The 11,303-nt window shown below is 52.2% G+C and carries 11 protein-coding genes and 1 pseudogene; 5 read left to right on the forward strand and 7 right to left on the reverse strand.

What is annotated here, in order from left to right; all coding sequences use genetic code 11:
• Positions 1 to 124: 124 nt before the first annotated feature.
• Positions 125 to 850 carry a ferredoxin--NADP reductase gene (locus J7I43_RS10305; protein WP_209145589.1) on the forward strand — a complete coding sequence of 242 codons (726 nt, stop codon included), beginning with the start codon at positions 125 to 127 and terminating at the stop codon, positions 848 to 850.
• 67 nt (positions 851 to 917) lie between these two features.
• Here the strand turns inward: J7I43_RS10305 and J7I43_RS10310 are convergent, their stop codons facing one another.
• From J7I43_RS10310 to dtd, 3 genes are all read right to left on the reverse strand, one after another.
• Positions 918 to 2,348 carry a glycine--tRNA ligase gene (locus J7I43_RS10310; protein ID WP_209145590.1) on the reverse strand — a complete coding sequence of 477 codons (1,431 nt, stop codon included), beginning with the start codon at positions 2,346 to 2,348 and terminating at the stop codon, positions 918 to 920.
• Between the two features lie 69 nt (positions 2,349 to 2,417).
• Complete coding sequence (locus J7I43_RS10315; protein WP_209145591.1) at positions 2,418 to 2,744, reverse strand: nucleotide pyrophosphohydrolase; 327 nt, start codon at positions 2,742 to 2,744, stop codon at positions 2,418 to 2,420.
• Between the two features lie 26 nt (positions 2,745 to 2,770).
• Entirely contained in the window at positions 2,771 to 3,223 is a 453-nt protein-coding gene (dtd, locus tag J7I43_RS10320; RefSeq protein WP_209145592.1) for a D-aminoacyl-tRNA deacylase, read from the reverse strand.
• Positions 3,224 to 3,281: 58 nt separating this feature from the next.
• On the opposite strand from dtd, the pseudogene arfB reads away from it, so the two are divergent.
• A pseudogene (gene arfB, locus J7I43_RS10325) lies at positions 3,282 to 3,668 on the forward strand (alternative ribosome rescue aminoacyl-tRNA hydrolase ArfB); the annotation flags it as partial.
• A gap of 33 nt (positions 3,669 to 3,701) precedes the next feature.
• The gene (locus J7I43_RS10330; RefSeq protein ID WP_209145594.1) at positions 3,702 to 5,198 is read left to right on the forward strand and encodes a lipopolysaccharide biosynthesis protein; all 1,497 of its coding nucleotides are present in this window, start codon (positions 3,702 to 3,704) and stop codon (positions 5,196 to 5,198) included.
• Between the two features lie 30 nt (positions 5,199 to 5,228).
• Here the strand turns inward: J7I43_RS10330 and J7I43_RS10335 are convergent, their stop codons facing one another.
• Positions 5,229 to 5,891, reverse strand: a complete 663-nt coding sequence (locus J7I43_RS10335) for an MBL fold metallo-hydrolase (RefSeq protein WP_209145595.1) — start codon at positions 5,889 to 5,891, stop codon at positions 5,229 to 5,231.
• Positions 5,892 to 5,948: 57 nt separating this feature from the next.
• Here J7I43_RS10335 and J7I43_RS10340 point away from each other — a divergent pair, with 57 nt between their 5' ends.
• Together J7I43_RS10340 and J7I43_RS10345 are read left to right on the forward strand one after the other, a co-directional pair.
• On the forward strand, positions 5,949 to 9,323 hold the full coding sequence (locus tag J7I43_RS10340; protein WP_209145596.1) for a TolB-like translocation protein: 3,375 nt from the start codon (positions 5,949 to 5,951) through the stop codon (positions 9,321 to 9,323).
• 161 nt (positions 9,324 to 9,484) lie between these two features.
• Positions 9,485 to 9,934, forward strand: coding sequence for a hypothetical protein (locus J7I43_RS10345; RefSeq protein WP_209145597.1), 450 nt, complete (start codon positions 9,485 to 9,487; stop codon positions 9,932 to 9,934).
• On the opposite strand, the gene J7I43_RS10350 is transcribed toward J7I43_RS10345, so the two are convergent.
• The 3 genes from J7I43_RS10350 to J7I43_RS10360 are packed head-to-tail and all read right to left on the reverse strand — an operon-like array spanning position 9,935 to position 11,294.
• Positions 9,935 to 10,294, reverse strand: coding sequence for a diacylglycerol kinase family protein (locus J7I43_RS10350; protein WP_209145598.1), 360 nt, complete (start codon positions 10,292 to 10,294; stop codon positions 9,935 to 9,937).
• A gap of 33 nt (positions 10,295 to 10,327) precedes the next feature.
• Positions 10,328 to 10,630 carry a winged helix-turn-helix domain-containing protein gene (locus J7I43_RS10355; RefSeq protein WP_209145599.1) on the reverse strand — a complete coding sequence of 101 codons (303 nt, stop codon included), beginning with the start codon at positions 10,628 to 10,630 and terminating at the stop codon, positions 10,328 to 10,330.
• 10 nt (positions 10,631 to 10,640) lie between these two features.
• Positions 10,641 to 11,294, reverse strand: a complete 654-nt coding sequence (locus tag J7I43_RS10360; protein ID WP_209145600.1) for a hypothetical protein — start codon at positions 11,292 to 11,294, stop codon at positions 10,641 to 10,643.
• Between the last annotated feature and the right edge of the window lie 9 nt (positions 11,295 to 11,303).

Genomic DNA, 11,303 nt, shown 5'->3' on the forward strand with positions numbered 1-11,303 from the left:
AGATAAGGCATTTTGAACAGATGCGATTTAAGGCGGATTTCGGTTATTGTTAATTTTTTGCGTAATTTAATTGAGGTCAGCATCTGAGATAAAGCCCAATTCATTTTACGTAAATCCTTCATACATGTCCGAACAATGGTACACAGGCGTGGTGACGAAGATTGTGAATGAGACGCATAATACAAGGAGGTATTGGATCCGCGTTCCGGAAAAAGCCGCTTTTGAGTTCAAGCCGGGTCAGTTTGTTACCCTCGACCTCCCGATCCACGAAAAGAAAAACAAACGGTGGCGAAGTTATTCCATCGCGAGCCATCCCAACGGTTCGCCGGAGATAGAGCTGGTGATCGTGCTGCTGGAAGGCGGCGCGGGCACAACGTACCTTTTTAACGAAGTACGCGAGGGCAGCGAACTGCTGTTGCAGGGCCCTTTAGGCAAATTCACGCTTCCCGAGCCGATGGAAAAAGATCTTTTTCTTATCTGCACTGGTACGGGCATTGCGCCATTCCGCTCCATGGTGCATCATTTGCATCTTCACCAGCTGCCGCATCCCAACATCTACCTGATCTTCGGCGTGCGCTACGAAAAAGATATTTTATACAAGGAAGAAATGCGGCAACTGGAAGCCGAAATGCCGGGTTTTCACTACCTGCCCACGCTTTCCCGGGAAGACAGCGGGTTATGGACGGGCCGGAAAGGTTACGTGCATTCGGTGTACGAAGAACTGCTGGCGGACCGCAGGCCGGCGAATTTTTTCCTTTGCGGTTGGAAAGCCATGATAGACGAGGCTAAACAGAAGATCACGGCCATGGGGTACGACCGGCATGACATTCATTTGGAATTGTACGGATAAGATCATCAACCGGAAATAAAAAGGGCTGACCAATGGTCAGCCCTTTATTGTATTGGCTTTTGTCGCTTTAGTCCATCATCGATTTCATCACCATTTCCTTCACGCTTGCCAGCGGGATGCGCTCTTGCTCCATGCTGTCGCGGTGGCGCACGGTAACGGTGCCGTCTTCTTTCGTCTGGTGGTCGATGGTTACGCAGAACGGCGTACCGATCGCGTCCTGCCGGCGGTAACGTTTGCCGATACTGTCTTTTTCCTCGTAATAGCAGTAGAAGTTTTTCTTGCAATCGGCCATCAGTTCTTTCGCGATCTCAGGCAGGCCGTCTTTTTTCGTTAACGGAAGAATCGCCAGTTTGATCGGCGCCAGTTTCGGCGGGAACTTCAGTACCACGCGGCTGTCCTGCTTATCGCCCGTGCTCAGGTCCTGCTCTTCATATGCTTCGCTGAGCACCATCAGGCAGCAGCGGTCGAGACCGATAGAAGTTTCCACTACGTACGGGATGTAGTTCTGGTTGATCTCCGGGTCGAAGTACTGCATTTTTTTGCCGGAATATTGTTGATGCTGGCTCAGGTCGAAATCGGTGCGGGAGTGAATGCCTTCCACTTCTTTAAAGCCGATCGGGAAATTGTATTCGATATCCACGGCCGCGTCCGCGTAGTGCGCGAGTTTCGCGTGATCGTGGTATTGCAGGTGCTCGGGTTTCAGGCCGAGGCTTTTATGCCATTTCATCCGCTCTTCTTTCCAGTAAGCGTACCATTCCTGCTGCGTGCCGGGGCGAACGAAGAACTGCATCTCCATCTGTTCGAACTCGCGCATGCGGAATACGAACTGGCGTGCAACGATCTCGTTCCTGAAAGCTTTGCCCACCTGCGCAATGCCGAACGGGATCTTCATACGGCCGGTCTTCTGCACGTTCAGGAAGTTCACGAAAATACCCTGCGCGGTTTCGGGGCGGAGGTAAATTTCACTGGCTTCTTCGGCCACGCTTCCCAGCTGGGTGGAGAACATGAGGTTGAACTGCCTGATGTCCGTCCAGTTGCCGGTGCCGCTTACGCCGCAAACGATCTTTTTATCTTCGATGAACTTTTTCAGTCCCGCGTAATCATTTTCTTTCAGCAGTTCTTCCATATTGGCGATCACCGCGTCTTTCTCCGCGTCGGGCAGCGTGTCTGCATAAGCTTCGATCAGGTGGTCTACACGGTATCTTTTTTTGCTGTCTTTATTATCGATCATCGGGTCGCTGAAATTGTCCACATGGCCGGAAGCCTTCCAGATCGTGGGATGCATGAAGATCGCGGAATCGATGCCCACGATGTTTTCGTGCATCTGCGTCATGCTTTTCCACCAGTAATCGCGGATGTTCTTTTTCAGCTCGGCGCCATACTGACCGTAATCATATACCGCGCTCAACCCGTCGTAGATCTCGCTGGATTGAAAAATAAAACCGTATTCTTTACAGTGCGAAATGATCGCCTGGAACTTGTTCTGATCTGTTGCCATAGTCGCGCAAATATAAAATCGAAATTCGAAACAACGTATTACATTAAAAATACGTTTTTAATCAATTGGTTATCTTAATTTTTCATTATCCTTATGGCGGTTTGCGTCGCGGATGTTCTTTTTGTCGAAGTTCTTTTCCAGCGCCACGCCCAGGTCGATGCCGGTTTGATTGGCCAGGCAAAGCAGCACCCAGAGCACGTCCGCCAGTTCATCCGCCAGTTCTTTCTTTTTGTCTGATTCCTTGAACGACTGGTCGCCGTACCGGCGAGCCATGATCCTCGCCACTTCCCCCACTTCTTCGGTGAGGATGGCCATGTTGGTGAGCTCCGAAAAATACCGGACGCCGGTGGTATTGATCCATTGGTCTACCCGTTCCTGGGCTTCTTGGATGGTCATGTTCGTGATGTTTTTATAAAGGTAACTTACTCGCGGTTTTTTGAATCGATGAGGATGGTGACAGGCCCGTCGTTGATCAGCGCCACCTGCATGTCTGCCCCGAATTCGCCGCAGCCGGGCGTTTTGCCGAGGTCTTTTTCCAGCTGCGTTTTCATTTGTTCGTACAGCGGGATGGCGGTTTCGGGGCGGCTGGCGCGGAGATAGGAAGGGCGGTTGCCTTTTTTCGTAGAGGCGTGCAGGGTGAACTGGCTTACCAGCAGGATGTTCCCGCCGGTTTCGAGCACGCTTTTGTTCATCACGCCGGCTTCGTCGTTAAAAATGCGCAGGTTCACGATCTTGGCGCTGAGCCAGGCGATGTCTTCCGGGCCGTCTCCATCTTCGATGCCAAGCAGTACGAGCAGGCCGCTGTCTATGGCTGATCTCACGGAGCCGCCGATGGAAACGGAGGCCCGGGAAACGCGTTGTATCACTACCCTCATGATTATTCGTCTTACATTTGTGCTTAAAGATAAGCATAAGGTTATGCTGGACGTATCATCGGAAATAAAATTCAGGACCGCCCGCAGCGGCGGCAAAGGCGGGCAGAATGTAAACAAGGTGGAAACCATGGTGGAAGGGTATTTCGACATAGCGGCCTCCGTGCTGCTCGACGAAAGCCAGAAAACACGGCTGCTGGCCAAACTGGCAGACAAACTGAACGCCGAAGGGCTGCTGCAGGTGAAAAGCCAGACGGAGCGCAGCCAGCTGGGCAACAAAGGCGAAGTGATCCGCAAGATGAACGAATTGCTGACCAAAGCGCTCGTAGTGCCGAAAAAACGCATCAAGGTGAAACCCACCAAAGCCATGATCGAAAAACGCATCCAGTTCAAAAAACGCCTGAGCGAGAAAAAAAGCAACCGGCGGAATAACTTTGGAAACGACTAAACCAACCACTATTTTTGGATCAAATTCATCGCATTGGGAAATATCAAGAAACTGGCGGGGCAAACGATCTGGTACGGCGTACCCACTATTGTCCAGCGAATGCTGGGATTTATCCTCCAACTGTTCCTCACGAGCGTTTTTTATGCGGAAAATTTCGGCGTCATCACCCAGGTGTACGCTTTTATTCCTTTCATGAACATCATTTTTACGTACGGGATCGAGACCAGTTATTTCCGTTTTGCACAAAATACCGATAAAGAACAGCTTTATAATACCCTCAGCATTTCGCTAATCGCGTCCAGCACTGTTTTTACCGCGCTGCTGCTGTTGGCGGCGGGGCCTATGGCCGCCTTCCTGGACCTGCCGGGCCGCAGCGACCTCGTGATGCTGGCGGCGGGCATTCTTTTTTTCGATACGCTGGTGACCATGCCTTTTTCCAAACTGCGGCAGGAAGGACGGCCGCGGAAATACGCGCTGGTAAAGATATTGACCGTTACCACCCAGATCGCGCTCACCGTTTTTCTGCTTACGGTATGCCCGCGGCTGTATGCGAAAGGTTATAGCTGGATGGGCTGGTACAACCCGGAAGCCGGCGTGGAATATTACATGATCGCCAACCTCCTGGCCAGTTTCCTGGGACTGGTGTACATTTTCAGGGAGTTTTTCTCTTTCCGCTGGCTGTTCAACAAAGCCCTCTGGAACGAAGTGATCCGTTACAGCATGCCGCTGGTGGTGGTAGGGCTGGGCGGCATGGTAAACGAGATGCTCAGCCGGCTCGTGTTCACGAAAGTATCACCTTTCCCGCCCGAGGTCACCCAGGCCCAGCTTGGTATTTTCGGGGCGAACTACAAACTGGCGGTGCTGATCACGGTATGCATCCAGGCGTTCAGGATGGGGGCCGAGCCATTTTTCTTCAACCAGAGCCGCAGCGAAGACGCGCAGCATACCTACGCCCGGGTGATGAAATTTTTTGTAATGCTGTTGGGAGCGGTGTTCCTGGTAGTGGCGCTGTTCCTGGATTTCTGGGTATTGCTGATCACCCGCGGGCCGGACAAAAGTTACGCCCAGGGCATGCACATCGTGCCAATACTGGCCATGGCAACGGTTTTCCTCGGGATCTATTACAATCTTACCATCTGGTACAAACTGACCAACCGCAATATGATGGGCGCCTGGATCACGCTGAGCGGGGCGGTGATCACCGTTGTGCTGAACATCTGGTGGATCCCGCAGTTCAGCTACACGGGCTCCGCCTGGGCGACCTTTTGCGTTTATTCGTTTATGATGATCGTATCCTACGCCCTGGGCCAGAAATATTATCCCGTGCCGTACGACGTAAAACGCATCCTGTTTTACCTCGGGCTGGCCGCGCTGATTTACGCGGGCCACGCCTGGCTGCGCTCGATGCATCCCGGCTTCTGGACGATGCAGGTCACCGGGCTGCTGGGCATAGGTATATACATGGCCGTTATACTGTATATGGAACGCGTGGAAGTAGTCCGGCTACTGGGCCGCAGGGCGGCGGGCTGAGCAGGGAAACTACGAAAGCCGCCGTACGTGTCAGGCCATCCTGGAGGCCGGGTCTTCAGGAACGAAGGGATTGTGCTGTTTTTCGAAGCCGATGGTGGTGGAAGGGCCGTGGCCGGGGTAAACCACCGTATCGTCCGGCAGTTTGTACAGTTTCTGGCGGATGCTGGCCGCCAATGTTTCAAAATTACCCCCCGGGAAGTCTGACCGGCCAACACTCTGTTTAAAAAGCACATCTCCTGCGATCAGGAATTTCTGTTTGGTGCAATAAAACGAAATGCTGCCCGGGGAATGGCCCGGCGTGAGGATCACTTCCAGCTCATCTTCCCCCAGCGTCACTTTATCCCCCTCTTCCAGGTAACTTTTGGGCATCGGCGAAGGCTCCATGGGCAGGTTGTACATGGAGGCGCTTTGCGGCGAACGGTCCAGCACCACCTGGTCTTTCTGGTGCATTTCCAGCCCTACGCCGAACGTTTTCACGACCAGTGCGTTACTGAATATGTGGTCCAGGTGGCAATGGGTATTGAGCAGCCGGGCAACGGCGAGCCCGTTTTCCCGTATAAACTGAAGAAATTCCTCCCGTTCATTTTGATAATAAAAGCCCGGGTCTATAATGATACACTGCTTTTGTTCGTTAATAAGTACGTAAGTGTTTTCCTCGAAGGGATTCACCGTGAAATATCTGATTTCGAACATTGTTAGACCTTTTTTACTAATTTTAATTCGCAACACAATATTATCAATACTTTCCGTATGAACCGATTTATTACCAGGTCATTCTTGTTTTTCCTTTTCCTATCGATTGGTACGTTTCACGTTCAGGCACAGACGAATACAGTAGAGTTTGGCCAAAACCGGGTTCAGTTCAAAAATTTCAAATGGCGCTACTACACCACCCGCCACTTCAATACCTATTTCGCCCAAAGCGGCCTCGAGCTCGGAAAGTATGTGGCCCAGACGGCGGAAACGGAACTGCCCCAGCTGGAGGAATTCATGGAATACACCTTCCGGCAGAAAGTAAATATTGTGGTGTACAACAACTTCGGCGAATTTAAACAATCCAATATCGGCATCGGCATAGACTGGCAAAACACAGGCGGCGTTACCAAACTGGTAGGTAACAAACTGCTCGTGTATTTCGACGGCGACCATGCCAACCTGCGTCGCCAGATCCGCCAGGGCATCGCCCGCGTGATGCTGGAAACGCTCCTTTTCGGGGAAGACATCGGGGAATTTGCGGGCAACGCCGTGCTGATCGATTTCCCTAACTGGTTCACCGACGGCTTTATTTCCTACGCCGCCGAAAACTGGAGCGCCAAACTGGACGAAGAGCTCAAAGCCGTGATGGCTTCCGGGAAATACAACACCTTCAACCAGCTGTCTTTCGACAAACCGCTGCTGGCCGGTCAGGCGTTCTGGTATTACGTGGAAAGCAAATACGGGAAAGACGCCGTTCCCTACCTCATGTACATCACCCGCATCAACCGCGGCCTTAAAAAAGGCTTCGAACAGGTGCTGCACATGAAACCGAAAGACGCCATGAAGGATTTCATGATCTATACCAGGAAACGTTACCAGGAAGACAACCGCCGCCGCCGGCAGGTAACGCGCGGTACCGGCGTTATTTCCAACGAAGTGACCGAGAAAAAAGACTACTACCGCTACCAGGCCAATCCGAAAAACAGCATGTACGCCGTGGTGGAATATTCCAAAGGTCTTTACAAAGTAAAGATCAACCTCGGCTGGAGCACCACCAAAGTGCTGCTGAAAAGCGGCGTACGGCAGCTCACTTCCAAGCTGGACCCCAACTATCCACTGCTGGCCTGGAACCAGAAAGGCAACCGCCTGGCCATCGTGTACGAGCATGAAGGAAAAACCAGGCTGATGGTGTACGACCTGGTGACCAAGATCACCATCAAACAGGACCTTCCGCAGTTCGACCGCGTGATAGACATGAAGTATTTCTTCGAGTTCGACAACTCCCTGCTGCTGTCTGCCGTAAAAAACGGCCATACCGACATTTTCACGTACAGCATCAGCAACAGCAAAACCGAACAGATCACCAACGATGTGTTCGACGATCTCGATCCTTCGTTCGTGGCCTTCCCTGGCAAAAGCGGCATCATCTACTCGTCTAACCGCCCCGGCCCGAAAGCCCGCAGCGCAGACACCGTGCTGCCGCACGACAATTACAACATTTTCCTGATCGATAACTGGAACAAATCCTCCGAAAAACAGATCTCCCAGCTGACGGACCTGAAATACGGCAACGCCCGCCTGCCCGTTCAGTACAATACCACCCACTTCACTTTCGTGAGCGACGCCAACGGCATCAACAACCGTTACGCAGGTTTCTTCAAAAGTGAAAAGGCGGGTGTGGATTCCCTGTTTTTCGTAGGGGCCGAGATCCTGCATAACCCGGACAAGGAAGAACTGGATTCAGCCCTGGCGGAATACGGCTCCACCGCGCCCGATTCCGTGCAGGCCGTGGCTATCACCAACGATTCCACCTACGTGTTCCCGGTAACGAACTACCAATACGGCATCAAGGAATCCCGGATCGCGGGAGACCAGGGCATGGTATCGGAAGTAGTGCAGGTAGGCGATTACAAACGCCTGTACAAACTGAAGGTAGACACCAATACGCTGCGCCGGCGCAATGTGACGGCCCGCCCCACCCGCTACCGGCTCAACCAGATGAAGGAAGACAGCCTGAAGCTGGGCCTGCCGAGCGTATACCAGAAAGATACCGCTACCAAACAAAACAATTTCTTCCAGAACGAGTTCGGCAACGAGCCCGCGGATACCGCCCAACCACAGGAACTGATCGCCTCCGCGCCAAAAGAGCCGCCGGTGCTGAAGTCTGCCAGGCTGAGCAATTACAAGCTCAAATTCTCGTCTGACTACCTCGTGGCCCAGCTGGACAACTCCGTGCTGATGAACCGTTACCAGCCCTACATGGGCCCCCCCAGCTCGCCGATCCGCCTTACAGACCCGGTGAACGGCCTCGTGCGCATCGGCATCAGCGACCTGATGGAGGACTATAAATTCAGCGGCGCGTTCCGCATCCCGCTTGCGCTGGACGGAACCGAGTACCTGTTCTCGTTCGCGTACCTCAAAAAACGCTTCGATTACAAATTCAGCTACTACCGCAAGGTGGATAAAGGCGAAGTAGGTTACCGCGATACTTCCGGCGCGGAATACGTTTACCCGATCAAAAACAAAACGAACATCTACCAGCTGGAAGTACGTTATCCGCTCGACGTGGTGCGCAGCTTCCGCATTTTCGCCGGCCTGCGTACCGACGAAATGGTGGTGCTCGCCAACGATGAAATTTCGCTCAAGGAACAGAATTATAAAGAAACCAATGTGCTGGCAAGACTGGAATACGTGCACGACAACGTGCTGAACCCGGCGATCAATATTTATAAAGGCACACGGTACAAGATCTATGCAGACCTGATGTCGCAGATCAAAAGCAACCGCAATACGCTGTTCAACGAAGTAACGCCCAAAGGCAAGTTCACTTACAACATGGGCATCGATGCAAGGCATTACGTGGAGATACACCGTAATTTCGTTTGGGCCACCCGTTTTGCGGCAGACCTTTCCTGGGGCACCCGCAAGCTGATCTATTTCCTTGGCGGTGTAGACAACTGGCTGATCAAACCGGACATCTACCGCAACAATACGCCGAACCCGAACGAAAACTATGCATACCAAACCCTCGCGGTGAACATGCGCGGTTACAAACAAAACATCAAGAACGGTAACAATGTGATGCTGATGAACACGGAGCTTCGTTTGCCCGTGCTCACCACCTTCATCGACAAACCCATCAACTCCGCGTTCCTGCGCAACTTCCAGCTGATGGCCTTTATGGACATCGGTACCGCCTGGAACCAGAAACTGTCTTTTAAAGACGCGAACTACACCACTTACACCAATCCCGAAGGCATCGTGGTACGGATCAAGGAAGGTTTCCTCGGGCCGTTTGTGGGCGGTTATGGTTTTGGCGCCAGGACCACGCTGCTGGGCTATTTCGTAAGGCTCGACGCGGGCTGGCCAATGACGGGTTTCTTCAGGGGAAAACCGTTGCTGACCTTCGCGATGGGTGTTGATTTTTAATTTTGATAACGAAATGTATTGATAACGGAAGAGGTTGTTTCATAAGAAGCAGCCTCTTTTTTTTAAAAGCAACTTATGAAAGAATTTATCCCTAAAAACAAAGGTGACGACAAAGCCATTGAAATTAATCCCTCTATATTTTTGACTTCATTTTTAGCCCGATGAAATTATCCCGGAAAAAATACCTTGAACTGACCGGCTTTATCGTAGCCCTGCTCGTTTTTATTTGGGCCGGCGTAAGAGAATTTAATACGGAAACTGAAGTTTCGCGCCATGGCGTATATGTGATCGGCAAAGTGACGATGGCGGAAAGCGGGAAAGGCGGACGGAAGATCGAGGCATGGTACCGCTATAAGAAACGGCTGCATGTGCTCGGAAAAACGGAAAGATTCAACTTTTATGTAAGGCCCGGCACCCGGATCATTATTCAATTATTGCCGGACGACCCTGAAAAATTCGTTGTCGTTACCGCCATGGGCGTGCCGCATTGCCTGGATAACGATAAAAGCATGGATACGGTGTGGCAGGAATTTCCGGCTTGTTATGCGGCACCGCCGGAAGAGGCCCGCGACGGGTTGTTTTTCGACAGTTCGCTGATCAAAGCCCTGTGATCACAGCGCCATCAGTTTGGGCAACAACACGAGCGCGCCCGTGATAATTGCCGCGATAGCGGCTACCAGTACGGCTCCGGCAGATACGTCCTTGATCCATTTTACTTTGGGGTGAATGTCTGGCTGCACGTAGTCCATAATTTTTTCGATAGCGGTGTTGAGCATTTCGGTGATCCATACCATGGCGATCACGAGCGCGAGCATGGCCCATTCGATGGCTGAGCACCCGAGCCAGGCGGCGAGTGCGATCACGGCGAGCGTGGCGAGGGTATGGATGCGGCCGTTGGATTCGCTGCGCAGGAAAAGGCCGAGGCCGTTAAAAGCATGCCGGATGCCGAAGAAACGCTTTTGAACAGACATATGCCGGTTTTATATGAATGAAATGCGGGAGCGTTACTGGTTAAATTTGATCATGGCTTCCAGCGCGGCGAGGTGGCCTTTGAAGGCTTTTTCGCCGGCTTTGGTGATGGAGTATGTAGTGTTGGTTTTCCGCCCGATGAAACCTTTATGCACTTTGATATAGGCATTTTCTTCCAGGGTAGACAGATGGGAGGCGAGGTTGCCATCCGTTACCTCCAGCAGTTCCTTCAGGTCGTTGAAGCTCACTTCCTCGTTCACGTTCACCATAAGCACGCTCATCACACCCAGCCGGATGCGGCTTTCAAATATTTTATTCAGGTTACCGATCGGATTCATGCCATCAAATTTAAGCTGCGGGTTTTCTTTCGTACTTCCACCACATAAGGGCTCCGTAGAAAATATGCATCACCCCGAAGCCTAATGCCCAGAAGAACAGGCCGTTGTAGAGGTTAAACAATGCAATAACGCCGATCAGCACCTCAATATAACCAAGATACCGGATATCCGTCACGGTATATTTGCTGGCGTTCACCAGTCCGAGCCCGTAAAACACGAGACAGGCGGGCGCGGCGAGACCTGCATAGCCGTTGTATAACAAACCGAGTATAAAGAAGCCGCCTGCAAACAGCGGGATGGCGAGATTAAAGATCACTTTACGGGCGGATGCGTCCCATACGGAGAGGCCCTGTGCCTGGGCTTTACGCCAGGTGAAATAAAAACCGGTCCCTAAAGCGGCCACCAGCACGGCGAGCGCGATGAGCAGCAGCTGAAGGGTGAGCAGGCTGTCGTCTGGCGCGGGATCATACGGTGCGGAGCGGTCCCAGCGCATGGAATTGGCGAAGTTTTGCTGGAATATGAGCTTCCAGGCAAAAAACGCGCCTATCAGCGCGCTTACGCCCGCGCCAACGCCGCCGAGGCCGCTGAGGGACATAAACCGGGTGGAGCGCTCCATGATCCGTTTGATATCATGAAGGGAATCGAGGTGTTGTTGCTCGTTCATAAAAGCACT

This window comes from Chitinophaga chungangae (genome assembly GCF_017742215.1).
In the GTDB taxonomy this organism is placed as follows: Bacteria; Bacteroidota; Bacteroidia; order Chitinophagales; family Chitinophagaceae; genus Chitinophaga; species Chitinophaga chungangae.

Coding starts and splice junctions, on each gene's coding strand:
- J7I43_RS10335 (WP_209145595.1), bottom strand. CDS start 5,891: ATGTTCGAAATCAGATATTTCACGGTGAATCCCTTCGAGGAAAACACT.
- J7I43_RS10345 (WP_209145597.1), top strand. CDS start 9,485: ATGAAATTATCCCGGAAAAAATACCTTGAACTGACCGGCTTTATCGTA.
- J7I43_RS10355 (WP_209145599.1), bottom strand. CDS start 10,630: ATGAATCCGATCGGTAACCTGAATAAAATATTTGAAAGCCGCATCCGG.
- J7I43_RS10305 (WP_209145589.1), top strand. CDS start 125: ATGTCCGAACAATGGTACACAGGCGTGGTGACGAAGATTGTGAATGAG.
- J7I43_RS10315 (WP_209145591.1), bottom strand. CDS start 2,744: ATGACCATCCAAGAAGCCCAGGAACGGGTAGACCAATGGATCAATACC.
- J7I43_RS10310 (WP_209145590.1), bottom strand. CDS start 2,348: ATGGCAACAGATCAGAACAAGTTCCAGGCGATCATTTCGCACTGTAAA.
- J7I43_RS10360 (WP_209145600.1), bottom strand. CDS start 11,294: ATGAACGAGCAACAACACCTCGATTCCCTTCATGATATCAAACGGATC.
- J7I43_RS10340 (WP_209145596.1), top strand. CDS start 5,949: ATGAACCGATTTATTACCAGGTCATTCTTGTTTTTCCTTTTCCTATCG.
- J7I43_RS10350 (WP_209145598.1), bottom strand. CDS start 10,294: ATGTCTGTTCAAAAGCGTTTCTTCGGCATCCGGCATGCTTTTAACGGC.
- dtd (WP_209145592.1), bottom strand. CDS start 3,223: ATGAGGGTAGTGATACAACGCGTTTCCCGGGCCTCCGTTTCCATCGGC.